General features: G+C 67.6%; 19 protein-coding genes and 1 pseudogene. 11 read left to right on the top strand and 9 right to left on the bottom strand.

Features of this window, described 5'->3' with window-relative positions; all coding sequences use genetic code 11:
- Positions 1–125: 125 nt before the first annotated feature.
- The 6 genes from NBG84_RS20125 to NBG84_RS20150 all read right to left on the bottom strand — a co-directional run bounded on the left by NBG84_RS20125 (position 126) and on the right by NBG84_RS20150 (position 8996).
- Positions 126–1580 (bottom strand): glucoamylase family protein, encoded by a 1455-nt coding sequence (locus NBG84_RS20125; protein ID WP_250920915.1) that lies wholly within the window; start codon positions 1578–1580, stop codon positions 126–128.
- Positions 1581–1829: 249 nt separating this feature from the next.
- Positions 1830–3677, bottom strand: a complete 1848-nt coding sequence (locus NBG84_RS20130; RefSeq protein WP_250920916.1) for a GH39 family glycosyl hydrolase — start codon at positions 3675–3677, stop codon at positions 1830–1832.
- A 132-nt stretch (positions 3678–3809) separates the two neighbouring features.
- On the bottom strand, positions 3810–4640 hold the full coding sequence (locus NBG84_RS20135; RefSeq protein WP_250920917.1) for a carbohydrate ABC transporter permease: 831 nt from the start codon (positions 4638–4640) through the stop codon (positions 3810–3812).
- Positions 4637–5602: a carbohydrate ABC transporter permease gene (locus NBG84_RS20140; protein WP_425608667.1), complete on the bottom strand. Its 966-nt coding sequence runs from the start codon at positions 5600–5602 to the stop codon at positions 4637–4639. Before NBG84_RS20140 ends, NBG84_RS20135 begins: the two co-directional genes overlap by 4 nt.
- Positions 5603–5606: 4 nt before the next feature.
- The gene (locus tag NBG84_RS20145) at positions 5607–6848 is read right to left on the bottom strand and encodes a sugar ABC transporter substrate-binding protein (RefSeq protein WP_250920918.1); all 1242 of its coding nucleotides are present in this window, start codon (positions 6846–6848) and stop codon (positions 5607–5609) included.
- A 1080-nt stretch (positions 6849–7928) separates the two neighbouring features.
- Positions 7929–8996: a LacI family DNA-binding transcriptional regulator gene (locus NBG84_RS20150; RefSeq protein WP_250920919.1), complete on the bottom strand. Its 1068-nt coding sequence runs from the start codon at positions 8994–8996 to the stop codon at positions 7929–7931.
- 275 nt (positions 8997–9271) lie between these two features.
- On the opposite strand from NBG84_RS20150, the gene NBG84_RS20155 reads away from it, so the two are divergent.
- Entirely contained in the window at positions 9272–9553 is a 282-nt protein-coding gene (locus tag NBG84_RS20155; RefSeq protein WP_250920920.1) for a type II toxin -antitoxin system TacA 1-like antitoxin, read from the top strand.
- Entirely contained in the window at positions 9550–9948 is a 399-nt protein-coding gene (locus NBG84_RS20160) for a fic family toxin-antitoxin system, toxin component (RefSeq protein ID WP_250920921.1), read from the top strand. Before NBG84_RS20155 ends, NBG84_RS20160 begins: the two co-directional genes overlap by 4 nt.
- A gap of 434 nt (positions 9949–10382) precedes the next feature.
- On the opposite strand, the gene NBG84_RS20165 is transcribed toward NBG84_RS20160, so the two are convergent.
- The gene (locus tag NBG84_RS20165; protein ID WP_250920922.1) at positions 10383–10811 is read right to left on the bottom strand and encodes a PPOX class F420-dependent oxidoreductase; all 429 of its coding nucleotides are present in this window, start codon (positions 10809–10811) and stop codon (positions 10383–10385) included.
- Between the two features lie 660 nt (positions 10812–11471).
- On the opposite strand from NBG84_RS20165, the gene NBG84_RS20170 reads away from it, so the two are divergent.
- Together NBG84_RS20170 and NBG84_RS20175 are read left to right on the top strand one after the other, a co-directional pair.
- On the top strand, positions 11472–12683 hold the full coding sequence (locus tag NBG84_RS20170) for a Cmx/CmrA family chloramphenicol efflux MFS transporter (RefSeq protein WP_425608671.1): 1212 nt from the start codon (positions 11472–11474) through the stop codon (positions 12681–12683).
- 172 nt (positions 12684–12855) lie between these two features.
- Positions 12856–14187 carry an MFS transporter gene (locus NBG84_RS20175; protein WP_250920924.1) on the top strand — a complete coding sequence of 444 codons (1332 nt, stop codon included), beginning with the start codon at positions 12856–12858 and terminating at the stop codon, positions 14185–14187.
- A gap of 396 nt (positions 14188–14583) precedes the next feature.
- Here NBG84_RS20175 and NBG84_RS20180 read toward each other — a convergent pair whose 3' ends face one another.
- On the bottom strand, positions 14584–15414 hold the full coding sequence (locus NBG84_RS20180; RefSeq protein WP_250920925.1) for a nitroreductase/quinone reductase family protein: 831 nt from the start codon (positions 15412–15414) through the stop codon (positions 14584–14586).
- 773 nt (positions 15415–16187) lie between these two features.
- Between NBG84_RS20180 and NBG84_RS20185 the strand changes: the two genes are divergently transcribed.
- Together NBG84_RS20185 and NBG84_RS20190 are read left to right on the top strand one after the other, a co-directional pair.
- Positions 16188–17924: a serine/threonine-protein kinase gene (locus NBG84_RS20185; protein ID WP_250920926.1), complete on the top strand. Its 1737-nt coding sequence runs from the start codon at positions 16188–16190 to the stop codon at positions 17922–17924.
- The gene (locus tag NBG84_RS20190) at positions 17921–18673 is read left to right on the top strand and encodes a hypothetical protein (RefSeq protein ID WP_250920927.1); all 753 of its coding nucleotides are present in this window, start codon (positions 17921–17923) and stop codon (positions 18671–18673) included. The genes NBG84_RS20185 and NBG84_RS20190 overlap by 4 nt, the downstream gene beginning before the upstream one ends.
- A 43-nt stretch (positions 18674–18716) precedes the next feature.
- On the opposite strand, the gene NBG84_RS20195 is transcribed toward NBG84_RS20190, so the two are convergent.
- Positions 18717–19253 (bottom strand): DUF2165 domain-containing protein, encoded by a 537-nt coding sequence (locus tag NBG84_RS20195; protein ID WP_250921097.1) that lies wholly within the window; start codon positions 19251–19253, stop codon positions 18717–18719.
- A gap of 362 nt (positions 19254–19615) precedes the next feature.
- Between NBG84_RS20195 and NBG84_RS20200 the strand changes: the two are divergent.
- The 5 genes and pseudogenes from NBG84_RS20200 to secD form a co-directional block, all read left to right on the top strand.
- A pseudogene (locus NBG84_RS20200) lies at positions 19616–20620 on the top strand (SPFH domain-containing protein); the annotation flags it as partial.
- 107 nt (positions 20621–20727) lie between these two features.
- The gene (locus NBG84_RS20205) at positions 20728–21621 is read left to right on the top strand and encodes an NAD(+)/NADH kinase (protein WP_250920929.1); all 894 of its coding nucleotides are present in this window, start codon (positions 20728–20730) and stop codon (positions 21619–21621) included.
- Positions 21622–22368: 747 nt separating this feature from the next.
- Entirely contained in the window at positions 22369–23286 is a 918-nt protein-coding gene (locus NBG84_RS20210) for a S1 family peptidase (RefSeq protein ID WP_425608668.1), read from the top strand.
- 229 nt (positions 23287–23515) lie between these two features.
- Positions 23516–23941 carry a hypothetical protein gene (locus NBG84_RS20215; RefSeq protein ID WP_250920931.1) on the top strand — a complete coding sequence of 142 codons (426 nt, stop codon included), beginning with the start codon at positions 23516–23518 and terminating at the stop codon, positions 23939–23941.
- Positions 23942–24072: 131 nt separating this feature from the next.
- On the top strand, positions 24073–26364 hold the full coding sequence (gene secD / locus NBG84_RS20220) for a protein translocase subunit SecD (RefSeq protein WP_250920932.1): 2292 nt from the start codon (positions 24073–24075) through the stop codon (positions 26362–26364).
- Positions 26365–26454: the final 90 nt, after the last annotated feature.

Consider the following 26454-nt stretch of genomic DNA (forward strand, 5'->3'; position numbering starts at 1 on the left):
CGCGCCGATGCCCCGTTCCGGGGAGCCTCCCGCTCGGGGGTTGCCAGAGGATTCCCCGCCTGCTGGGGATGGACCGCTTCGTGCGCTACTCAGGTGGGGTGGGGGGTCCCGAACACCGGAGCAGCTCAGATGCTGAAGCGTTCCTTCGCCAGCAGGGGCTTGACGCGGGAGGCGAAACCTCCGGAGCGGAAGGGGCGTTGCAGGAGACCCGGCCGAAGCTCCTGGGCGAGCGCGGCGGCGATCATGCCCTGGTCGAGGGCCAGGACGAAGTCGCTGACCCGTCCCGTGCGCACATTGATCGAGTCATGGAACCCGTAGCGCTCGTGGTAGGCGTCGAAGTCCCGGGCCATGGCCTTGAGATTGGCGATGGCCTCACGACGGGCGTAGGGCAGAGCGAGGAAGGTGGCGTGCGGGGTGACCACCGCGGAGGACTGGTAGCCCTCCACCTGCATCCCGATCGCGTCGACTCCGTACTCCCGGTAGCCGCCCTCCGGGATGTTGGCAGGTGAGAAGCCCCAGTAGCCGTACTTCTCCTCGATCAGCCCGTGCTCTATCTGCGAGCGTACGAACCGTTGGTGCGTCACTCCCCAGGAGCGCCTGGCCCACTCCGGCTCAGGCACGAAGAGCGGCACCATGAGCGCCTCGAACATCGAGCCGCCCCAGGCCGGGACGAGCTTGCGGCCGCGGTAGCTGTAGTGGCCGTTCCAGACGCGGATGCCGTCGACGGTGGTGTACGAGCCCTGGGGAGTCTGCTCCTGCTCGTGTTCGGGGAGCATGGTGCGCAGCAGGTGCCAGTAGTGGTCCGTAGGCAGCGAGCCATCGGCGATGCCGAGGTAGCTGGCCATCCGCGGCTCGGTGTTGAGGGCGCCGTAGTGGTGTGCGGTCGGCTCATCGGTGTCGGTCCAGAATCCACCGCGCAGTTGGCCTGGGCCCTTGACCGGGTCGGCGGGGTCGTAGGGGGTGTAGAAGGCCGACCAGTCGGCGTCGGCCAGGATGCGGTCGACACGGCGGCGCAGCCGCGGGTCGGCATCGGCTGCGATGAGCAGACCGGTGACGAGCCAGGCATTGTCCACGGAGGAGAGGAACGGCCGGACGGGGGTGCCGTTCTCGGGCCAGGTGGTCAGCACCGAACCGTCATATGAGTCATACCAGTTGAGCCAGAAGCCTCGATGGCGTTCGAGCTTCTCGATGGCGGTGACCATATGGGCGAGACGGCGTTGCATCACGGTTCGGCTGATGACACCGAGCCCGCCGGCCGCCGCGGTGGACCATAGGCCACAGCCGATGTTGGTGGGCGAGGTGTTCTGGGAGGGAACCGGGCGACCGGGTCCGCTGATGTCGGCCTTGTCCGCGGTGAGGCCGAAGTCGGTCGTCAGCGCCTCGATCGAATGGTACGTATCGCGGAACCAAGTGCGCAGCAGCGGTGTATCAGAGGCATGAACACTTCTTGCGGCGTCTTCGGCGGAGGGCAGCTTTGTGGTGGATGCTGCGGCGGCGGGCGCGGCGAGTACGGGAATGGACAGGGCGGCGGCCCCGGCTCCCGCAGCCGTGAGGAGGGTTCGGCGATCGAGACGGTCCATGAGCTTCCAGCTCCCGGTGGTCGATTCACGGTTGGGGCGGTGGTGCGGGTCCTCGTGGGGATCGTGATCGGGTGGCGAGAATGGTCGGATCTGGTGAGGCGACGGCCTTGGGGCCGGGTGGGGAGGTTCGGTAGCCGGGTTCCAGGCGTGGCCGATCGGCTGGGGCGTCCTGAGCCCGGGCGTCTGATTCGGTGGTGGCCTCGGGGGCGTCCGGGTGGGGCGCCCCCGAGACCTCCACGGGCTGTCGGGTCAACCGCGGGCGATGCGCAGGAAGCAGATTCCGGGATTGGGCAGCTCAAAGGTGACCAGAGCCGATCCATCGGCGTCCGCGACCACGGGGGTGAGGGTGTCGGCGGGCAGTCGGTCGGCGGCGCGCAGCTTCTCCCATTGCTGGTCGTCCGGCCATTCACCGCCGCCGAGGTCGGACCAGACCGCCTGGATGTTGGCGTGCTGCTCATCCACCCGATGGGCGGTGAGGTGGTGAGTCGCACCGGGCTCAAGTCCATCGATGTGGACGGTGACGGTGCGGTTGAGAGCGGTGGCTCCATCGATCTTGGACTGGTCGAGGGTGCCGTTCCAGACCAGCACATCGAGGGTGGAGCCGTCTTCGGCACGGGTGGCGATGGCTTCCACCAGGGCGTCGGCGCCGTCTCCGGAGAGGGAGGCGGCGATACGGCCTCCGCTCAGTTGGGAGAGCAGATAGAGCGCCCAGAACCGCGGCTTACGCAGGTTGCCCACGGTCAGCAGGCCAAAGCCGCCGTGGAACAACCGGGGTGGCCAGCCGAGCTCTTCGAACTGATCGGAAGCGACCCAGTACGCCAGGCAGTCAGTGGAGGCCAGCGCGCTCTTCATTCCCCGCAGCACGAACGGAGCCGCGAAGACGGAGTCGCTGACGCGGTGGAAGTGGGTCGGGGTGACTCCCCATTCGGTCCAGAGGATCTCTGGCTCGGGACGGCCCGTCGCCTCGGCGAAGGCACGGGTCATGGGTCGGAAGTCGAGGGGAGCGTTGCCATAGGTGTGGGTGGAGACGAAGTCGACGGGCACATCGTGTGTCCGGCAGTGCTCCAGCAGTGCGCCGACCCAGCCCGCGGCGGCGGAGGAGGGCCCGCCTACCCGGATCCGGTCGTCGACGCCCTTGACCGCGCGGACCGCGACCTCATAGAGCCGGTGGTAGTCATCCTGGGTGCCGTTCCAGAAGACCGCGAGGTTGGCCTCGTTCCAGACCTCGAACTCCCAGGTCGCCACTTCGTCGATGCCGTAACGGCCTTGCAGATGGACGACCAACTCCCGGCAGAGGTCCCCCCAGCGCTGCCAGTCGCTGGGGGTGGAGACCAGGGCCTGGTAGTCAAAGACGGTGTACTCGGGGTCGGTGGCCAGTTCCCTGGGCATAAAGGAGAGCTCGACGACGGGCTTGAGTCCGGTGGCGAGGAATCGGTCGTAGACCTCGTCGAGCCCGGAGAAGTCGAAGGAGCCATCCGGCCTGACAGAAACGGTTTCCGGGAGGAAGGTGCCGTGCGCGCGCACGGTCCGCACGCCGAGCTCGTCCCGGACGATCCCCAGTGCCTGGGCATACTCGGCGGCGACATCGGAACCGCCGGCCCCGGGCTTGTCCCAGGTGAGCAGGGAGAAATGCTCGGCACCGATCATCCGGTTCCACACACCGGGCAGTGCGGTGGTGGGTGCCGAGGCATCGAGGGCCAGGGTGACCGTCGCGGGTTCCGCGCCCGCGCGCCTCGCCCGGCCGCTGACGGATTCAGACAGTTCGCCGGCGCCGCTGTCGGACCAGGTGGCGATCTTGTAGTGATAGGCACGACCGGGTTCGGCCAGGGTATCGGCGTAGGGCGGGTGCGGGACGGCCAGTACATCGCCCCCGAGGTGGTCCAGCGGTTCAAAGGGGCCGTCGGCCGAATCGGCTCGGTGCACGAGATAGCCGAGGGCTCCATCGACCGCGGCCCAGTCGAGGAGGACATGGCCGGTGCCGCCCCGGGCGGAGAGCCGACCGGGGGCTGGCAGTTCACCGACTCCGGTGAGCTGGGTGTCGCTCGGCTTGCCGATGCGGGACTCCCAGTCGATGTGAGCCGCAGACTTATCGCTCATAGCAGTACAAACCTCTATATCGGGGATATGGGGAAGCAAAACAGCGGCCGAGCCCCTCCAGGGGCGGGCCAAGCCCTCCAGGGGCATGACGGCGAGGGGCGGCACCGGGCGAGGGCTGAAAGAGGTGGGGGGCTACTTCAGACCGGCGGTGGCGATGCCCTGAGTGAAGTGCCTCTGTAGCGCCGCGAAGACAAAGAGGACTGGCAACACCACGAGGAAGGAGCCGGCCATCAGGACACCACTTGACCCGTTGGCCCGGTTGGGGTCGGTGGCAAAGGTCGCCAGCGCCACGGGAAGGGTGTACTTGTCGGGGTCGTTGGTGGCGATCAGCGGCCAAACGAAGTTGTTCCACGACTGGAGAAAGGTGAGGATCGCGAGCGTGGCCAGAGCGGGTTTGACCAGCGGCATCACAATCCGCCAGAAGATGTACCACTCCCCCGCTCCATCCAGCCTGGCCGCCTCCAGCAACTCATCCGGGACAGACAGCATGAACTGGCGCATCAGGAACACACCGAAGGCACCTGCGGCGAACGGCAGCACCAGCCCGGCGTAGGAGTCGATGAGTTGCATCTTGCTCATCAAGACGAACAACGGGAGCAGCATCAGATTGCCCGGCACCATCAGCGCTCCGAGGACCAGGCCGAAGAGCTTGTTGCGGCCCGCGAAGTTCAGCTTGGCCAGGGCATAGCCAAGCATCGAGCAGAACAGCAGATTGCAGACGGTGACCAGAGTGGCCACGATCGTGGAGTTGAGGAAGTAGCGCGGCAGGTCGAGCAGCTTGAGCAGTTCACGGAAGTTCGCCAGGGTCCACTCGGTGGGAATCCACACCGGTGGGCTGGCGGCGAGTTCCGGCTTGGTCTTGAAGGAGGACAGCGCCATCCACAGGAACGGTGCCGCCATCAACACCAGGCCGAGACTGAGCAACACATAGGCCGCTGGCTTCTTCAGTCGTAGCGCGCTCATTTGGTGTTGTCCTTCAGCAGACGGAGCTGGAGCACGGTAATGCCCATGATCGCAACGAAGAGGACATAGGCCATGGCGCTCGCGTAACCCATATGGAAGAAGTTGAAGCCCTCTCGGTACATATTGAGGGAGACGGTCAGGGTGCTGTTGGACGGCCCGCCGTTCGTCATGACGAACGGCTCCTCGAAGACATTGAGATAGCCGATCGTGGTGATCACGGTGGCGTACAGCAGCGTGGGTCGCAGCAGCGGGACGGTGATCAGTCGAAACTCATGCCACGCTCCGGCGCCATCGAGCCGCGCCGCTTCACGGACGTCCTGGGGGATGGCCTGAAGGCCGGCGATCAGGAGGACCATGACCGTACCGAGGTTGCGCCATATCGCCATCACGATCAGTGAGGGCATGGCAAGCGTCTCGGAACCAAGGAAGTCGGGTGCGGTCATGCCGAGTTCGGTGGCAAGGCCGGCGATCAGCCCATCGGCCGGGTCCAGCACAAAACGCCAGACGACCGCGATGGCCACGATGCTGGTGACGACCGGGGCGTAGAAGCCGATGCGGAAGAAGGTGCGCATCCGGTCGATGCCGTTGTTCAGCAGAACCGCGATGACCAGGCCCGCGCCGATCGTCAGCGGTACGCCGACCACCACGAAATAGGCGGTGTTGAAGAGGGACTTGAGGAACTTGTCGTCCTGGAAGAGCTTGGTGTAGTTCTCCAGCCCGATGAACTCAGCGGACAGCGGGTCGGTGACGTTGCGCAGCCCGAAGTCAGTGAAGCTCATGACCAGAGTGGCGATGATCGGCAGCGCCATGAAGACCGCGAACAGGACCAGGAAGGGAGTGGAGAACAGCCAGCCCGCAAGCTGCTGCACACCGGCCCGTCGTCTGCGGGACCGCGGACCGGATGGAGTCGGCTTGGCCGTCTCCACCGGGCCCTTGGGCACCGTTGCCGTAGGGGCGCTCACAGCACTACTCCACTAGTCCCGCGGTCGCGGACTGCATCTTCTTGGCTGCCTGTTCCGGAGATGCCTTGCCCTGGGTCACGGATTCGATGGCCTCATCGATCTTGGAGCCGATCTCAGCCCACTTCGCGAGCGCGGGTATGGCCTTCGCGCTCTCCATCTGGGACCGGAAGACCTTGAGGTTGGGGTCGCTCGCCAGCTTGCCCTCGTTCCACGCCGCCTGGTTGGCGGGAAGGTCGGTGGTGCGCTGGTACCAGTCGGCCTGCCCCTTGGCATCCGTGAGGTGCTTGATGAACTCACGGGCGGCGGCCTTGTGCTTGCTGTCCTTGGAGATGACGAGGCTGGAGCCACCCGCGAACGAGGTCGAGGAGGTTCCCGCGGGCATCGGGGCTGCCGCCCACTTCCCCTTCAACTGCGGCTGGTTCTCGGCGATGTTGGTGGTCTGCCAAGGACCCGACATGAACATCGGCACACTGCCGTTGCCGAAGTCCTTGATGACGTCATAGCCAGGCTGGACGCTCTTCTTGGCAAGGCCCTTGTCGAAGTACGAGGCGTATTCGGTGAGGGACTTGACGGCGGCTTCGCCGTCCAGAGCGGGCTTACCGTCCTTGATCAGCTCGCCGCCCGCCGAGTAGAAGAAGGGCAGCCAGTTCTGCCAGGCGTCCAGGTTGTAGGGCTGGAGCGAGATGCCCCACTTGGTCTCCGCCTTGTCCTGGTAGGCACTGGCCAGCGCCGATAGCTCGGCCCAGTTGGTGGGGGCCTTGGTGATGCCGGCCTGCTGGGCCAGATCGGTCCGGTAGTAGAGGACCCGGGTGTCGACGTACCACGGGACACCGTAGACCTCGCCATCCACGACATTGCTCTCCCAGGCGGCAGGGAAGAAGTCGCCCTTCGCGAACTCCTTGGTGTCCACCGGCTCCAGCACACCGAGCTCCGCGAACTCGCCCATGAAGGTGGAGCCCATCTGTGTCACATCCGGCAGATTGCCGGCAGCCGCAGCCGAGACCAGCTTCTGGTGTGCGACGTCCCAACCCACCGGTGTCACCTTGACCGTGACGTTCGGGTTCACCTTCTTGTAGGCGGCGGCGACTTCGCCGAGCTTCTCGCCCTCGGTGCCCATCGCCCAGACGGTCAGCGTCTGCTTCTCGTCAGCCGCAACTTCGGCACCACCCGAGCCGCCGCACGCGGAGATTCCGAACGTGGCCGCGATCGCGACAGCCACCGAGGCGGTTCTGGCAGTGCGGTGCATGGATGCTCCTCCTTGAGCCTTCCGGCGTGCGTGAACCGGTGATGTATGCGCTGCCTGTAAGCGCATACATCACCCTGCGGCAGCCTCCGGGACATCCGCAAGAACCCTTGGGATTACGCTTCGATAACAACGCCAACTCGCGCCTACCCGCTTGAGTCGACGGTAGGCCTGGGGTCAACCGAGGGAATGCGCATGAGTCTTGTTGCGCTGTGCCGGGATTGCCCATGGGTGGGAGGCCGTTTCGCCGCCGCCCGGGACTTGGGCTGAGGCAGCCCCGCTCCAAAACGCGGGAGGGTCTCAGAAACCCAGCGCCGCCTGCCGTCTCCCGGCGCCGGTCTTCCGGTCTTCCGGTCTTCCGGTCTCCCACTGCGGACTGGCGGAAGTCGCCCCTGGGCGGGGTGCGCTTGTTCGCGGTCGCCAGTGGCGCAGACCTCGGGCCTTGGGGTCACCCGCGGCTCGGAGATTGCGTCCGGCTGACGCAGGCGCCACCGGGGTGACTCCTCAGGGCCGAAGGGCTGCGCGGCCTGCACCCCGCCGGTATGCCCCGCCGTCGACCGCATCCGTTGATCGCATCCGTTGATCGCATCCGTCGACCGCATCCGTCGACCGCATCCGTCGGCCGCATCCGTCGAGCTCTCGTGCGCCAGAGACACTCCTGCGCCAGAGACTCCCTGCGCCACCGAACGAGACCCGACCACCCTCCGCTGAGGCCGCCTTGGCCGAACGCGGTTGGCTGAGCCCGCTCACCCGCTACTCCAGGAGCCTGACCGAACGAGGGCGACTCAACCCGCTCGCATCTACGCGAGCTTCGGGGAGGGGACGGGCCACCAGCCGAGCCCGGGCGATAGCGAGCGCGGCGACCAGCGCGGCGGCGCCCGGCTCACCCCCATACCGGTCGCCGCTCCTGGCCGGCCCGGGAGCGCCCGCCCCTGGAGGGCGCGACAGGGGCCTCCCCCTGGCCGGGCCCGAGACGCCCCGCGAGGAAGCGACTCCCAACGGCTCCCGCGATCAAGAACACACCCTCGGCAGGGGCACGGGCAAGGCCCACGACACAGCCGGGCAACAGGAGTCAGCGCGGACTCAGAGCTGGCGAGCTTCCCCTACACAACCGCAGCTCGCGCGGCGAGTGACCGAGACCGGCAGCATCAGCGAGACGGGCTCACGGCTGCGGTCCCCCAATCGCCGTACCAGAAGATCCACCGCCTCTTCGCCCAGGCGGCGCATCGGCTGTCGCACGGTTGTCAGCGCCGGGCGGACGATCCGACTCAGCGGGATCCCGTCGAAACCCGTCACGGCGATGTCCCGCGGCACCCGCACCCCCCGGCTTTCCAGTGCGTGCAGGGCGCCCACCGCCATCTGGTCATTGGCGAAAAGTACCCCCTGCGGATGTGCGCCCCCACGATCGAGTAGGGCCTCAGCAGCCCGGGCGCCTTCGGCTTGGGTCATCATCGACGCCCGGATGGTCGGCTCATCGGGCACCGGAAGATCCGCTTCCTGGCAGGCGGCTCGGAACCCGCCGAATCTGGCCTCGGCATCCGGTGAATCGATCTCACCCCCGACGAAGGCGAGCCGGCGTAGGCCGTGGTCCGCGATCAGATGGCGGGTCAGCTCCCGTTCACCGTCGAAGTTCGCCACCTCGATGTGGTCGAGGTGATCGATTTCGCGGGGCCCTGCCAGCATCACCACCGGCAGCCTCCGTGAGATGATCTCAAGGTCTTCGGTGGGAATGGTCCGCGCCAACACGGCGAACCCATCGACCCGCCCCGCCACCTGCTCCACCAGGGTTTGCGGGCCGCCCTCCAGCGAAGCGGCGATGAGCAGGGCGTAGCCGTGACGTCTGGCTGCTCGCTCCATGCCGCGGATGATCTGGTCCGAGTAGAGCATGACGGCGGAGTCATCACCGTCCGCCCCATCGGCCTCGGCATCCGGGTCGGCGTAGTCGGGGAAGCAGAGGCCCAGCACCCCAGTGGTGCGGCTGGCCAGCCCTCGGGCGTTCCCGCTGGGGAAGTACCCGAGTTCACGGGCGGCGTGGAGCACCTTGTCCCGGGTTTGGGCACGCACGGAGTCCGGGTTTCGGTAGACCCGCGAGACGGTTGCGATGGATACGCCCGACCGCTCGGCAACGTCGTACACAGTGGGGGTACTCAAGCGACCGACCATCCCCTCGTGGACCGGTGGCCGCAGCCCCGTGACCGTTGCGTATGTGTTTGAAAGCGCATTCACCCTAGGTCGGGGCAGTTCCCTGGGCAAGAGGCACGCCCGGTTCCAGCCCGCTCGATCGACCGCTTCGGGATCGCTTCTGGTCACACTCGACCGAGGAGCGTCCATTTTCAGTCAACTCCCCCGCCCACCCCGGAATCCTTCGGAGATTCTCGCCGGAAAGGATTTACGCGGCCGGTGATACCAGTGATACCGTCGATATCATGACCGAGCCAAGGGCCATGAGCCTGCGCTTTCCCGATCCCGAACAGCGCGCCACGATCGCCGCCGCCGCGAAGGCCGCGGGCGTCAGCATGCAGGAGTACATCCTTTCGGCCGCCTATGAGCGCGCCACTGCCGTGGAAGCCACCTTCCTCGACCATTTCAAGGCGTCCGTTTCCCGCAGCCATGAGGCGTTCGCCGCCGAGGCCGGGAGCGATGAAGCCGACGGACTGCGCTCGACCAGGCACGACCGTGAGCAGGGCGAGCAGGACCACGCCGCGTGACCGAGCCTGAAGGCGACGAGCCCGAGTCGCACCGTATTGACGTCTCCTTCCTTCTGCACGCGGCCGAGCTACTGCCCGGTGACCCTCAGGTCGACGACTACGGTCCCCTCTACGCGGCCGTCGCCCGGGTGTACGCACGGGCCATGGACCGCGATATCTACAGCTCGCAGCATCTGAAGGCCGCGGCACTGCTCCAGACCCTGGCGAAGATGCCCTGTCTGGAACACTCCAATGAGGCCTTCGCCTGGCACAGCACCGAAGCCTTCCTCGCCCTGGGGGGCCATGTGCTCGGCTACACGCCCAAAGCGGCGGTCGCCCTCGTCCAGGAGGCCGCCTCCGGCGCTCTGGACGTGGCTCGGATAAATCGCCAGCTACACGCCTGGACCGTGGTCTGACCTGACCGTTCGCTCCCACTCCGGTCAGGGTCTGCACACCCGCTCCCGCCTCCGCCGTCAGCCCCGGCTGCCCCTCGCCCGCTGGTATCAATGGCCCCACGTCGCTCCAGCCGACGGCACGGGGTTGGCGCCCCTCGCGAGGCGCCAACCCGGCGACATCCGGTTGCCCCCTTCCATGGACGCGTGCCACGGCGCGGGCTGGTGGGAGACGCTCACTCCGTGGCCAAGCGCGTTTTCGCCTGTTAAGGAGCTGAGTTCGCTGCGTCCCTCTAGGTGCGGGGCGCGACGACCCGCTTGAGCCGGTGTAGGCATCGAGCGGTCCGAGGCCCCTACGACCTGCCCGTCCGGCTTCCGCCGGTGCGACCCTCTCCTGTCACCGCCACCCTTTCGTATGGACCGTTCGCAAGGACAGAAGAGGGCTGAGCCGCTGCCCCTCACCCCCCATCGGGAGCCGGGTGCACCGTCCGCTGCGCCGCGTACCACTCATCGCCCACCGGGACGCCCGCCAGGTTCCAGTTCCAGCTGATGGTGGGGGTGATGCGCATATAGGTGCCGTAGCCGATCCTTCCCACCCGTTCGAAGGGCTCCTCGGCCAGCCCGTAGATCCGCATGCACCGGGCGATGAAGGGGTCGAAGGAGATCATGTCGTCGATGACGAGGGCGACCTTCTCATTGCCCGCCCTGACATTGCGGAACTTGCGGGTGTGGCTGACGGAGGGGCCAGAACCACCGACCCAGAAGTAGCTTCCGTCGAACTCGAAGTTGACTGGCACCACGTCGGGTTGCCCATCCGGTGAGGCACTCGCCAGACGCGCCAGTGGTTGGGATTGGAGGTAGGCGATCTCCTCGGGAGTGAACGCCATGCGGTCTGTCCTTTCGTGTCCTGTCGTGGCTTTCTCGCCGCCGCTCGTCGTGGTCTGTTGTGGATGTCCCCGCGGCTGATCCACGACGTGCTGAAGGCGGGTGACCCGGCCGCGGTGAGCGGTGCGCTTCAGCAGAAACCGCTTCGCAGCGCGGACCAGGTCCGGGCTGTTTGCCTCCCTCAGGCGCTCCTCCTTGGCGCTCTTCTCCTTTGGCGCTCCCCCGAAACAGGCCTCTCCTCTCCCTCTGGGCACACCATTCACCCGAATCGACACCGGTCGCCCTCTCCCGCGGCGATAGGAGCCCATCGCCTTCGCGCACCGGCTGGGACCCAACGCTCTCCCACCTCATGGGCCGGCTGATCAGAGCCATCGGGCCAGCACGGGTGCCCGCAGATATCGACGTCCCGTCTGGGCCCGAGGCGTTCGCGAAAACCTCGTGGACAGCTCAGCGTCTCTGTCACTAACCTGCGATCGTGTCCAGCCCTGAGGCGTCAAGACTGTCGCCACCGGTCGCCCGGTGGCTTCCCGCGCTGTCAATCTGACTCCCCCGCCTTGAGCGCACCGCCCAAGGCCCGCCGGAGTGCGCCTTGACGTGTGTACGGCCGCCGCCCGCGACCCACCGCTGCCCTTTTCGGTTCTGTGATGGCTGTGGAGTTTGCCGTGCCCCTCGTTCTCTATCTGCTCGCAGTGGCGGTCTTCGCCCAAGGAACGTCCGAGTTCATGCTGTCCGGTCTGATTCCGGACATCGCCCGTGACCTTCGGGTCTCCATCCCAGCGGCCGGACATCTGACCTCGGCCTTCGCCGTGGGAATGGTTGTCGGAGCCCCGCTGATGGCGGTGGCGAGCATGCGCTGGTCCCGTCGGCGCGCGCTGTTGGCCTTCCTCCTGGTGTTTCTGCTGGTCCATGTGGTGGGCGCGCTCACCACGAGTTACGGGGTGCTGCTGGCGACTCGGATCGTCGCCGCGCTCGCCAATGCCGGTTTCCTCGCGGTGGCGCTGGCGACCGCGACCAGCCTGGTCGAACCCCGGGCCAAGGGACGTGCGACCTCGATCCTGCTCGGTGGGATCACCCTGGCCTGTGTCGTGGGGGTGCCCGGTGGCGCTGTTCTGGGGCAGTTGTGGGGCTGGCGCTCCGCGTTCTGGGCGGTGGCCCTGCTGTCGGTGCCGGCAGTCCTCGCCGTTGTCACAGCGGTCCCTGCCGGTGAACCCTCCGCTGGGGCCGGTGGCGTACGCGGCGAGTTGGGTGCCCTGCGCCATCCCCGCTTGATGGTGACGCTGCTGTTGGGTGCGCTGGTCAACGGTGCGACGTTCTGTGCGTTCACCTATCTCGCCCCGCTGGTCACCGATGTCACAGCGTTGGGTTCTGTCTGGGTGCCGGCCGTTCTGGCGCTCTTCGGTCTGGGCTCATTCATCGGTGTCACCGTCGCCGGCCGCTTCGCGGATCTCCGCCCCCTGCCCCTGCTGGCAGTGGGCGGAGCGGCACTACTGGGCGGCTGGGTGGTGTTCGCCCTCTGGGCCCATCACCTGGTGACGGCGCTCATCCTCGTCTTCCTCCAAGGCGCGCTCTCCTTCGCCGTCGGCTCAACCATCATCAGTCAGGTGTTCTACGCGGCCCCGGCGGCACCGACCCTGGCAGGGGCCTACGCAACGGCCTCCTTCAACGTTGGCGCGGCCCTGGGGCCTTGGCTCGGCGGCGTCACGATCGGGGCGGGATTCGGCTACCGATCACCGTTGTGGATGAGCGCGCTGCTGGTGGCACTCGCCCTGCTGGTCGCGGGCGGAGCGTTCACCCGACTGTCGGACACCGCGGGGAGAGTACGCCGCCCACCGCAAGTTCGTTCGTACACTGGTGTGATGCGCCGACGACATTGATCCTCAAGTGAGTGTTCGCGTACGCGGTGCGCGCCCAGCAGCAGGCGCGCCGCGTATGCGCCATGCGCGGCCTTCGGCACGGGTGGAACGCATGCGACGGGTTGCCGAGGACCCCCATCGGTAGCGAGCGGTCCTCCCAACCGTCCGTTCCGTCGCCGAAGGAAACCCCGTCATGCCCTTCCTCCCCTCACCCGCGCCCACGCGCAGCGCCGCACCTACCGTCCAGGTCCGAAGACTGGAGCGAAAGCTCCTCGTCTATGCCGGTCTTGACGATCTGATCCTGCTCTACCCCGTCTACGCGGTGCTCTTCACCGATCATGGGCTGAGTACCGCCGAGATCTCCTCCCTGTTCGTCGTCGGTTCGCTGACCGGGATCCTGTTGGAGGTACCGTCCGGGGTCTGGGCGGACACGGTTTCCCGGCGCCGTGTGTTGGTCGTCGGTCCCCTGCTGTCAGCGGTGGGATTCGCCCTCTGGGTCACCCTGCCGGGATATGCCTCCTTCGCCCTGGGCATGGTCCTCTGGTCCGGTGGAGGTGCGCTGCGCTCGGGTTCCATGGAGGCGCTGGCCTATGAAGAACTGGAGCGCCTAGGAGCGGCGAACCGCTATGTCCGACTGATGGGAAGGGCCGCTACAGCGAGTACCACGGCCACGGCGCTGGCGATCGCGGCGGCGGGTCCGTCCACCGCCTGGGGCGGTTACGGACTACTGGGAGCAGCCAGTGTCATGGTCTGCGTGTTGTGTTCACTCTCGGCTCTGGCACTGCCTGAACACCGTCCCCGGAACAGCGAGGCGGCATGGGGTCCGCAGCCCCAGGTGGACGGCCCCGCGGTGCCGGTCGACCGAGCCGCGGCCGATCGGGCAGCATGCCCCAGCAGCGGTGTTGATCGGTCGAAGGAGCACGGCGGTGAGTCGGACACGGGGATCCTGGCAACCCTGAGGACGGGTCTGGACGAGGTGCGTGCCAGCAAGCGCGTACGGTACGCACTGTTTCTGGCGGTCCTGCTGACCTCGATCTGGGGCGCCTTGGAGGAGTTCGTACCGCTCCTGGCCGGGGAGACCGGAGTGGCGACCCGGGACGTTCCATGGCTTGTGCTCACCGTCTGGGTGGGAGTGTCGCTCGGTGGTCTGCTGACAGCACCGGCCGAGCGGCTGCCTGCCCATGTGCTCGGGGCGGTCCTGGCGGTTGCCGCTGCCCTGATGGCGGTCAGCACACTCTCCGGGGAACCGGTCGGCTTCGTCCTGCTCGGGCTGGCGTTCCTGGTCTTCCAACTCACCGATGTGGTGGGCGATGCCCGGCTTCAGAGCGCGATCACCGGCACCAGCCGGGCCACGGTCACTTCCCTGGCCGGGCTCGGCACCAGTGTGACCACCCTGCTGGTGTACGCCGTGTACGGCGCGGCTGCTGGGCTTCTCACCCATGGTCAGTTGTTTGCCCTGTTTGCCCTCCCCTACCTCGGAGTCGCCTATGTGCTGGCACGCGCGAGGCGTCTCCACACTCCCTGAGGCAGCCGACGGAGACACCTCGTACGCAAGGCTGGAAGGGTCCTTCACCGAGAGGCTCACATCCCATGGGCCGGTCGTGCATGGGGTCAACGAGGAGCCTGAAAGGTTGATTTGGCGGTGATGCTCGCGGTTCCGTGCCACGGTGGAGTGCTCCCTGCCATGCGTGAGGATCTGCGGGACAGGGCAGTGTCGGGTTTACGGGGGCATAACGCTTGCGCCTGGGCGATCGCTTTCGCCATGCTGCACTTCTTTCCTTCCGCTGCCCACGCCCGCGACACCGAGCACCGGCCGCGAAGCCCCTGACCGCGAGGCGGGGCCTCTTCCCCGCCCAGGGGGGAGGCCCCACCCAGGCGGGAGACCCCATCTTGGTAGCACCTGGGGAAGCTGATCCAGGTGCTACCCGTCGAGGAGCGGAAGCAGCTCCTCTTCCTCGTAGACAAGGTGCGCCTCCAGTTCACGTGTGAGCCGCTCAACCTCGGACACGGCCGTGAGCGGGTCCGGGTCCTTCCTGGAGATGACTCGCTGGAGGTCCTCGACCAGGGTCGCGATCCTGCGATGTTCTTCCTGAAGACGATCGATGACGGAAGCAGAAGCAGGGTGCTGACGGGCCAGCGCCGGGAACAACATCGTGTCTTCGCCGGTGTGATGGTTGTGCAGGCCCTGGCAGAGGGTCAGGCAGTTCATTCGTAGCTGAGCACCCAGACCGGGTCCCGAAGCGGTGAACTCGGATCGAATCAGAGCGAGTTCACGTCGAAACCCCTGATGGATCAACTTGATCGCCTCGCCCGGTGACGAGGCTGCGACGTTCGGCGGGCCGGGGATCTCCCGGAGGGCGACGACAGGGATGACACGGGATGTCTTCGCCTGGTAGTCGGCCCATCCGGGGTCGTCCTCTACCGCCCGGGCGAAGACGGTGTCACGTTCTGCGTCTGCCAGGACGGTGGCTTGCGCCTCGTAGGTGAAGGCTCCCGCCTCCACGGTGACCCGGGGATTGGCCACGATGTTGTGGTACCAGGCCGGATGCCGGGGCGCACCGGCGGCGGACGCGATGATGAGGACTCGCTCGCCTCCATCCGGGAGGTAGGCGACGGGGGTGGTGTGCTTGGCTCCCGACCGGGCTCCCGTAGTGGTGAGCAGGAGCAGCCGGGTCCCCTCGAAAAGACCGCCGGCATATCCGCCGTTGGCCCGAAAATCATCGATGACCTGCTGATTGAAGTCGTTTGGCATTCTCTGCTTTCTCTGTGCAAGTGCCGTGCGCCTACTGACCCGTAGGCCATGTGCGGGCATGGGGAATGAGCTGCTCTGAAACGCGAAGAAATGGATCGACTGATACATCAGCCGCAACACCGCAGCGAAGGAAGAGACACTTCAACGGCGAAAAAAGCCCGAAATAGGGGCACCCGAGGTATGGGCGACAAAAAGGCGGGGCTCGCACCCGCCTCGGATTCACTCCGAGGCCGGGAACCCTTCTCGCTTCTGGCACATGGCCGACCCGGCAGTCACATCGAGCATCCTATGCACGACACGGACGCCGGGGCAATGCGCTTTCCCTGGGGTGAGCCGACGAAGGCATGCCCTCTGACTCCGGCATCCAGTACCGTTCGGCGCCGCTCCCCCATCGCTCCCGTTCAGTTCAGCCCTGAGGCCTGCCGGTCCACGCAGGTGTTCCGTTCCCTCTCTCCACTGCTGTTTCGCCATCTCACAGGCCATGGGGCGAACCCGGTGCCCCAGCCTGACCGCCATCATCCCCAACTGGCCGACCACAGCGGCGGACAGACGGTGATCTGGTGATGGTCGGCGCGCCTGCGCCCAACGCGGGGATGTTCCCGGACACGCCCCGGTATCCGGCCGGCGGGCCGGTAGGGGAAGGGAACCGCGGGGCGCGAAATGGTGTCTGCTGTGGGGAGAGCGAGTGAGTTGCCGTGCGGCACCACGACTCGGCAACCGTGCGGTCATCAGGAGTTGGCGGACGGCACCAGCCGTGGGGCGAGGAGGACGGGATGAGCACATGGATGGTGCCCGGTTACACGGAATCCCGGGAGCTGGGCGCCGGGGCGAGTGGACGGGTCGTCCAAGCGGTCCATGACGCTACCGGAGTCCTGGTGGCGATCAAGTACCTCAGTGAGCGGGTGCGGTCGGATCCCTCGTTCATCCAGGGTTTTCGCGCCGAGGCCCGGCTTCTCGGCGGGCTGGACTCACCCCATGTCGTGAGGTTGTACGAATATGTGGAAGCGCCCGACGGCGCTGCCATCGTGATGGAACTGGTCGACGGCATCGCCCTGCGCGCCTTGCTGCGCCAGGAGGGCGCAACCGGTCCCGAGGCGGCGCTGGTGGTGCTCAAGGGGTCCTTGTTGGGGTTGGCGGCCGCCCACCGGACCGGTGTGGTCCACCGTGACTACAAGCCGGACAACGTCCTGGTTGCCGCCGATGGCTCCTCCAAACTCGTTGACTTCGGCATTGCCGTGGACCATGGCTCCACGGTGGAGGTAGCCGGCACTCCCGCCTATATGGCTCCGGAGCAGTGGCAGGGCCAGCCCGCCTCCCCCGCGGCGGATGTGTATGCGGCGACGGCGACTTTCTATGAGTGCCTGACCGGGCACAAGCCCTTCTCCGGCGCGAACTTCGCCGAACTGGCGCTCCAACACATCGATGCGCCGGTGCCCGACGAGGATGCGCCCGAGGCGGTACGCCCGCTGATCCGGCGCGGGCTCGCCAAGTCCCCGCGAGAGCGCCCTGCCAACGCCGCGGTGTTCGTCGCGGAGTTGGAGTCCGTAGCCCAAGCCGCCTACGGGCCGGACTGGGAGGAGAGGGGCCAGCGCAAGCTCGCTGCTCTCGCGGCTCTGCTGCCCCTGCTCTTTCCGTCGTCCGGAGGCGATGTGGAGGGCACCACCGAGTTGGCCACCACCGCGATCCGACAGCCGGAGCCTTCGCGCGGCTGGGATATCCCCACTGGCCCGGGTACGGGTGGCGGAGCAGGAGGAGGAGTCCGGGGCGTGTTGTCCAGTGCGGTGGCGCTCGCCACCGCACTCGCCATCATCGCTGGTTTGCTCGCCTTGGCCATGGTGTTGGAGGCAAGCAGCGGCGGGCCCGCAGAGGCCACTGCCCGAAGCCTCGCCACCACGAGCGCATCACCCGACTCAGCTCTTCCGGCTCCCGCTCCTGACACTCCTCGCCCCTCCGGCTCCTCGCCGTCAACTGCCCCCGCCGGCTTGCCCGGAGAACCCGCGTCACCCTCGGAGACGGTGAGCGCGTCGCCCGATGGGCCCGCACCCAGCAAGCCCGTCCCCTCAAGGTCTTCTTCTTCCCCGAGCCTTTCCCCAACGGCCTCGCCCTCGCCCTCAGCATCCACATCACCGTCGACCAGCCCGACAACCAGCAGCCGGCCGAGCCCATCGGTGTCCATACCTCCGCCACTGCGCGTGCGATCGGTATCGGTCACCAGTTTTCAGCAGCGGCTACGCGGCCCCACAGCCGATGCGAGTATCGCGGTACTCACGGACGGGACCGGGCCCATCACCGTGGTCGTCACCTGGTTCACCGGTGATGCCCAGGGAGAACTCGGCATCGCCGAGGGTTCGGAGAGCTTCCCCTTGAGCGGCGCACAGGAGTACGTCCTCACCCCTAGCCACTCCTTCCAGGGCGCGGGATGCTACTTAGGCGTTTCGGTGGGCACGCGCCCCCATGCGACGAACGGGAACGCCTCGCAGCAGATCTACCGGGGGTGTGCCATCCAATGAACGATCCACGGCTGCCGTACTCCCCCGACAGCGGCGATGAGCGAAGTCCGGGCGCAGACCCCGGGGATGGCTACAGTGCCACCGCGCTGGGCAGCCACTGGTTCGACAGGCCAGGGCCGATGCCCCAGGGGGAGGGCCCCACCCTGGTGCAGCCGCCGTCTTGGCCCGGCGTCCGTACCGACAGTGCGGAGGTGCTTCCCGACCGAGTCGAAGGGCAGGTGCTGCGGTTCGGTCCCGGGGTGACCGGATCGCCCCGGAGCCACAGCACCCACCACACCGCGTCCGCCGTCTGGCACGGCACTCAGCCCGATACCTCCCACCGGTCCGACGCGGCCGGTCCACCGAAGAGTCGCGTGCGAGGGCTGCGCCGATACGCCCTGGCGGCGGTGGTGCTCGCTGCCGTGCTGTCGTTTCTCGCCTGGCAGCGCTACGGCGCTTCCCTCACGGTGGAGAAGGTGTCGGTCCGCACCGCGGCGGAGCGTATCGGCTGCGGTGGCACCGCCGATCTGGTGGGCCTGGTGGACACCGATGGACGGGCCGGCGCCCTGGTCTACCGTTGGGTACGCAGCGATGGGACCACGTCGGGCCGGCTGCGGGAGAAACTGGCACGCGGCCAGAAGCAGGCCAAGCTCCATTTGCTGTGGACCTTCAGCGGAGAAGGGGAGTACCGCGCAAGCGCGGAACTCCAACTGATCTCCCCATCAACCCATCGGGCCAGTGGCAGGTTCGACTACCGGTGCGACGGTTGAGGGCTGCCCCTGGGGCAGGCACTCGCCGAGTCCCCAACGGAAGTCATCGGCGGACAGCCCGGTTGTGATTGCCCCGCACCCCCGGCAGATGGATCACGATCAGCACCAGGGCAGCGATCATGACATTGCGCCCGGCGGGCTCCAGTCCGTTCCACTCCGATGACTGCCACATCTGGAACCACTCACCGCCGATGGCGATGAACCCCAGGCCGAAGAGGAGTAGCAGCATCGTCAAACCGAAGGTCGTCATACGTCTGGCCCGCCGGAAGTCGCCTCGCCGCAGGCTCTTGGCCCATAGCCAGGCACCCGCAGTGAGCACCGCGGCAGCGATCGTCTCCCAGACGATGATCGCCACATAGGCGATATCGCCCACCACCCGGGACTCGATCGCGCGCCACATGACGTCCTCGTCCTTGAACGTGGTATCCATCGCGAGGACATGGCGGACGAATTGTCTATTGGTGCCAAAATCCATAATGTTCCCCAATGCCACCAGGGTCATATAGACAGCGACGGTAGCCGTCAGGGCCGTCGCCGCTCCCGGCAAAGTACCCAACGAAAGAAATCGGCCGGACCAAATGCCCCCTCGGGGCTTACCGCCTGTCACGCGCGCTCCCCTTACCCCTTGCGTCTGATGCTCAAGTGCCCTTTACATCGTGGCATGTTTTTCGCTGGATTCCGCAGCATGGCGAAATGGCGCCAATCAACGGACCATTTCCAGCCGTTATATCGAGATGGGAAATAGCCAGTCCACCCAAATGGCGACGACAATGCATGGCACAGCAGAGCATCTCGGGCACCACCCTCCCCCTGGCGCTCCAGCCGAACTCGACGCGCCCCATCGAGCCCCAGGCCCCGGCAGGCACGCCACGTCCCCTATCTCGTCCCATTGACGATAAGATCCACTCCCTCTATCGTCGAACAGACGAAAAGGGGGTCGGGATGGCCGACATCATGAAGCGCCTGGGATGGCGTCACCTGCGTTCAGCACCCACCGCGCACATCCGCCACCACCGGCGCGGACAGCTCGTCCATGACGGACCGGGCTTGGGTTTCTGGTTCCGGGCGTTGGCGGCCGCGCTCTGCGAGGTGCCGGTCGATGACCGGGAGGAGTCCATGGTCTTCCACGCCCGCACCGCGGACTTCCAAGATGTGACCGTGCAGGCGACGGTGACCTATCGCATCGCCGAACCGGCCACCGCAGCGGCTCGACTGGACTTCTCCATCGACCCGGACACCGGCGTCTGGCGTGGTGCCCCGCTCAAGCAGATCTCCACTCTGCTCACCGAAACCGCCCAGCAGCACGCACTCGATGTGCTGGCGCGTACCCCGTTGGCCGCCGCGCTGGTCGACGGTGTCGCCGCCGTGCGCGAACGGATCGGCGATGGGTTCGCGTCGGAGCCGCGACTGTCCGCCACCGGAATCGCCATCGTCGCCGTGCGGGTGGTCGCCATCCGTCCCGAACCGGAAGTGGAACGGGCCCTACGCACTCCGGCACGTGAGCAGATCCAGCAGGACGCGGACCGGGCCACCTATGAACGCCGGGCCATGGCAGTACAGCGCGAACGCGCCATCGCGGAGAACGAGTTGGCGAGCAAGATCGAGCTTGCCAGGCAGGAGGAACGACTGGTCGAACAGCGCGGCGCCAACGCACGGCGCGAGGCCGAGGAGAAGGCGGCGGCCGACGGCGTACGGACCGAGGCGGAGGCCCTGCGTACCGTACGACTCGCCAAGGCGGAGGCCGAGGCGGCCCGCGGAGTGGGCGAGGCCCGCGCCGCGGCCCAGGCCGCCTGGCTACGCGTACACGCGGAGGTGGAACCGGCGACCCTGCATGCCCTCACCGGGACCCGGCTCGCCGAGAACCTACCGCGCATCGACAGCCTCACCATCTCGCCCGATGTGCTCACCGGGCTGCTCGCCAAGCTCGGCACCCCCGGGGGGCAGGCCGCCGTCGAAGGCGGCGAGCCAGCCAGGGCGCGCGGAACCACCACAGAGCGCACCCCTGGCCCATCCGGCAGCGCTCCCGCCCGGCCCCGCCGCAGAGGGGAACGGGAGTGAGCCTCGCGCCGCGAGCGGTTCTGGTCTACCGGACCAGCGAGTACGAGGAGTTGCTCGCCCGACACGGCACACACGGCCAGGCGGGGTTCTTCCTCTCCTCTCGCGGTCGCAGTGTCGACGAGGTGGCCGCACGCCATCAGCGGGCGCGGCGCTCACTCGCCGAGGCGGCTGCGGCCGTTCCGCTGAACTGGCGCCAGACCCGGGTGGAACGTACCGACCTGGATCGGTTTCTCTTCGGCCCGGAGGACGTGGTCGTCGTGGTGGGGGCGGACGGGCTGGTGGCGAACACCGCGAAATATCTGTCCGGTCAGCCGGTGGTGGGGATCGACTCCGACCCCGGCCGCGGCCTGGGGGTCCTGGTGCGCCACCGCGCGCGGAACACCGCGCGGCTGCTCGCGGCGGCCGTGGACGGCGACCGAGTGATCGCCGAGCTCACGATGGTCGAGGCCACGGCCGACAACGGCGAGCGGCTCTGTGCGCTCAATGAGATCTACCTCGGCAGCCCCGGCCATCAGAGCGCCCGCTACCGACTGATCTGCGCGTCGGCAGCCGCGGAGACTCAGGCGTCATCAGGGGTACTGGTCGGGACCGGCACCGGAGCGACCGGCTGGTTGCGCTCGCTCTGGCAGGAGCGGGAGAGCACTCTGCCGCTGCCTGGGCCGGCCGATCCCCGGCTGCTCTGGTTCGTACGTGAGGCATGGCCCTCGCCCGCGACCGGGACACAGCTGGTCGAGGGGGTCTTGGAGCGCGCACAGGAGCTTCAGCTCATCGTGGAGTCAGACCGTTTGGTGGCGTTTGGGGATGGTGTCGAGAGCGACGCACTGGAGCTGACCTGGGGCCAGACCGTGCGGCTCGGGATCGCCGAGCGACGATTGCGACTCATGATGTGAACGAGGGTACGGAAGGCCATCAGATCGGGTGACGGAGCAGTGCGGGACCGCCGACCGATGGCGAGGCGGAATTGCGCTCCGCAGAGGGTGCGGACGCAGAACAAGACACCAGACCACAGGTGATACAGCTGATGAACACTGACATAACGCCCTAAGCCGCGGAAAGTCGATAGGCGTCTTCCGCTCCCCCTCATGTGAGGGCCGGCCCGGTACGCCCTCACACGAGTCGCGCCGAAGCCCGCGGATGGCAGGCGCGACCAAGGGGGCGAGATCTCGCGGGCCGCAACCCACGACGTACGAACGAGGGCCCGGAGAAGTCGAACATCGCCATATCACCACCTGTGACCGGCCGCTTACTTTCGATCATCCGATGAGCAGCCAGAATCTTGAGCTGTGTTCATGTTTCGAAAACAAGAACCCTTCCGCCAGGGCCGCCAATCACCACCCCGGGCACCCAATTGACCGGGCGCCAACAAATCCAGGGCGCATGCGGACCCGCCGCACCAGGGGGCACCCTTTCCCCATCCAGCCGGATTACACGAAAGAACTGTTCCCGCCATCGAATGATGAACGGAACCTGTCCCGCGACAAGCGTCCGAAAGGCGAACTTGTCCCGCCGGCATCCATGGCCCGAGTATCGCTAACACGTCGATTGACAGGCTCATGACCGCTTCATGGTCCGGGTCTGAATGTCGCGCTGCCCAAGGCCCGCACCCAGCGGGCTCCCGATCTTCATCGGAGGTTGCAGTGAAAATGAAGCGTCTCTTACCCTTCGGGTCCGTCGTCGGGCGTGCTCGGATGATCGCCGTCGCGGCCAGCCTGGTATCGATCACCGCGCTCGCCGCACCGAGCGCCATCGCCCAGTCGGCCCCTGACACCCGGGCCACCGCCGCACAGCTCACCCAGGCGAGCGATGCGGTTCTCGAAGCCGACGTGGCGGGCACGGCCTGGTACACGGACCAGGCCAAGGGCAAGATCGTCGTCACCGCTGACCAGCGGGTGACGGCCGGACAGCTCACCGCGATCAAGAAGGCCGCAGGCGCACAGGCCGGCTCACTGGAGATCAAGCGGACGGCCGGCAGGTTCAACAGGCTCATCGCAGGCGGCGAGGCCATCTACTCGACCGGAGCCAGGTGTTCCCTCGGGTTCAACACCGTCAGAGCCGGCGTCTACTACGCCCTCACCGCGGGCCACTGCACCAATGGGCGAGGCACTTGGTACACCAACCCCGCCAACACCGCGCTCCTGGGCTGGACCGCGGCATCCAGCTTCCCGGGCAACGACTTCGGTGTCATCCAGCACGCCTATCCGGCGGCGGCTGATGGCCGTGTCTACCTCTACAACGGCACCTACCGGGACATCATCAACGCCGGCAACCCCTACGTCGGTCAGTTCGTGGAGCGCACCGGCTCCACCACCGGCTACCACACCGGACGGGTAACCGCGCTCAACGCCACGGTCAACTACGGGGGCGGCCAACTCGTCTACGGCCTCATCCAGACCAATGTCTGTGCCGCGCCCGGTGACAGCGGCGGGCCCCTGTTCGCCGGCAACACCGCGTACGGCCTGCTCTCGGGCGGCAGCGGGAACTGCACCGTCGGCGGAACGACCTTCTACCAGCCCGTCACGGAACCCCTGGGCCTGTACGGACTGAGCGTCTTCTGATCCACTGACACGCACCGGTGGCCCCCGTCGGCGGACGGGGGCCACCGGCCTGTTCTGGAGTCCTCCCGACCGCGCACCCGCGCCGTCGGCTTTCACCGATCACCCCCGCTCCCGGAGGGGCCGACGGACCGTCTCCACACACCCCAGGTCCAAGACACCCTCGCGGTCGCCTACGCTGAGACTTGGTCTGGTGAGGGACACAGCGAAGAGCCACAGCGGGAGGGAAGCCATGCGACAGCGCGGTCGGCTCCTCCTCGCGGCGACCGTGCCGACGCTGTTGCTCGGAGTCTGGGCCACCTTCCTGGTGCTCGTTGGCGCCCCGCACCCCACCGGCGCCACCACCGTGACCACGGCGAGCATGAGCCCGGTCGTTCCCGTCCGTACCGACGGACCGCAGCGGGGTGGGTCACCACGCCAAGAGGCACGGCCCGATCTGCGGCGTGCACCGGTCGCCGTCGTCCAGGAGACCGTGGCGGCCGACACCGAGGCCCGACTGCCCCTCGCACCCCCGGCACCGGCCGGGCCGGTGGCCTTCGACTTCGCCCGGCCTCTCACCGGAGACACAGCGGTGGGGCCACGCCAGGAGCGGGCACCGCCCCACCACCCTTACAGCCCCCGTCACACCCGCGCACCGCCCTCCACGTCGAGCAGCTGACCTTCCTTCGCACTGGCCGCCCACGGCATCGATGACCGATGCCCCCGGACCCCGGCCAGGGCGCGCACTCGGCCCTTATCCGCTGTCCGCAGACGCCGCTCGGCGCTCTGCGCGCTGCCCGTGGAGTCCCTATGTCACGTCGCGCCACGCTCTGGCGTGCCCTTCTGGCGCTGGCGATCATCGCCATATCGGTGTTCATCACCCTGACCAACCCGCCCCGCCTTGGACTCGATCTTCGCGGTGGCACCCGTATCGTCCTGGAGACCAAGGACTCCCCCACGGTCCGCGCCGACGCCGCGGCGACCGACCGGGCGGTGGAGGTGCTGCGCCAGCGGGTCGATGCGCTCGGAGTCTCCGAACCATCGCTAGCACGCTCCGGGGAACGCCGTATCGTGGTCGAACTGCCGGGTGTACGGGACCCACGGCAGGCGGCCGAAGTCATCGGCCGTACCGCTCAGCTCACCTTCCACCCCGTACAGGCGGCGACCGCCGGGCCGAAGAGCGGACCGGCCGCGGATGGCTCCCGGGTGCTGGCGGACCCCGATGGAGCAGGGAGTTTCCTCCAGCTCGCGCCGCCAGGACTGACCGGCGAGGGAGTCAAGAACGCCGAGGCCGTGCTGGACACCCAGTCAGGGCGGGGCTGGACCGTGGATCTCTCCTTCCGCGGTGGCGGCAAGGACTGGGCCAAACTCACCGGCGCTGCGGCGTGTGCCGCACCCGGCGACCCCGCCCGCCAGGTGGCGATCGTCCTGGACGACAGAATCGTCTCGGCTCCTGGGATGGAGCAGTCAGTGCCCTGCGGGGCGGGCATCACCGGTGGGTCCGCCCAGATCACCGGCAACTTCAGCGCCGCGGAGGCACGCGATCTGGCGGCACTGGTCAAGGGCGGTGCCCTCCCCGTGCCCGTGACCACCATCGAGCAGAACGTGGTGGGCCCGACCCTCGGCAAGGACGCGATCCAGGCGAGCGCGCTCGCCGCGGTGATCGGTCTGATCTGTACCGGGGTGTTCATCATCGCCGTCTACCGGCTGGTCGGTCTGCTCGCCACCATCGCCCTGGCGCTCTACGGGCTGATCTCCTACGCCGCTGTCGTAGCGCTGGGCGCCACCCTGACCCTGCCGGGGCTCGCTGGTTTCGTTCTGGCGATCGGCATCGCGGTGGACGCCAATGTGCTGGTTTTCGAACGCGCGCGGGAGGAGTACCTGCGCTCCGCTGACCGGACGGTGGATCTACGGCGTCCGCTTCGGGTCGGGTTCCAGAAGGCGTGGAGCGCGGTCGCCGATTCCCATGTGACGACCCTGCTGGCGGCAGGACTGCTGTTCGCGTTCGCCATCGGCCCGGTCAAGGGCTTCGGGGTGACGCTCGCCATCGGTGTTCTCGTCTCGCTGATATCGGCGATGCTCATCACCCGGCTGCTCGCCGACTGGGCCTTGCGCCTCGGCCCGGTGCGACGGCGGCCGGCGCTCACCGGACTGACCATGACGGGCCGGGTGAGGGCCCATCTGGAACGCCGTCCACCACGGTTGATGCGGCACCGGCGGCGTTGGCTCGGAGCCTGCGCCGGGCTTCTTCTGCTGGCGCTCGGGGGTATCGGGGTGCGCGGTCTGGAGTTCGGCGTCGAGTTCACCGGCGGACGGCAGATCCAGTACGCGGCCGAGCGATCGGTGGACGCCGACATCGCCCGCCAGGCCGTCGCGGACGCGGGCTTCCCCCGGGCCGTGGTGCAGGCGACCGGCGAGAAGTCGATCACCGTACGCACGGAGGAGCTCAGCAACCAGGAGCAGGAAAAGGTCCGCGGGGAGCTGGAGAAGGCCGTGGGGAAGGTGTCGATCGAGCGGGACGACACCATAGGGCCGAGCCTCGGTAGCGAACTGCGCCAGCATGCGCTGATCGCACTCGCGGTCGCGGTTGCCGCACAGCTCATCTATCTGACCGTGCGATTCCGTTGGACGTTCGCCGCGGCGGCGGTGGCCGCGATGGTGCAGGACGTCCTTCTGGTGGTGGGACTGTTCGCCTGGTTGGGCAAACCAGTCGACAGTGTGTTCCTCGCCGCTCTGCTGACCGTCGTCGGCTACTCGGTCAATGACACCGTCGTCGTCCTCGACCGGTTGCGGGAGCTACGCCGTGCGGCACCGCGCGGCGCCTGGCCGGAGCTGGCTGACAAGGCGGTGGCCCAGACCCTGCCCCGTACGGTCAACACCGGCATGGGTGCGCTGTTCGTGCTGATGGCGCTCGCGGTGCTCGGTGGGGATTCACTGACCGACTTCGCGATCGCCCTGCTGGTGGGTGTCGTCGCCGGCATTGCTTCGACCGTGTTCACGGCCATGCCGATCGCGGTGGAGCTCCAGCATCGGCATCCCGATCGGCCGCGCACCAAACCTGCTCGCAAGCGGGACCGCAGCGGAACGGGAGCGGTGGTCTAGCAGGCTCGGGACGGCAAAAGGGCGGGGCCGGGTCGATATCCGGCCCCGCCGATCCGCTCCGGGCGGGAGGGCCCCGAGCCCGCGGGGACC

It is taken from the genome of Streptomyces albipurpureus, from assembly GCF_023701525.1.
GTDB classification, from domain to species: Bacteria; Actinomycetota; Actinomycetes; order Streptomycetales; family Streptomycetaceae; genus Streptomyces; species Streptomyces albipurpureus.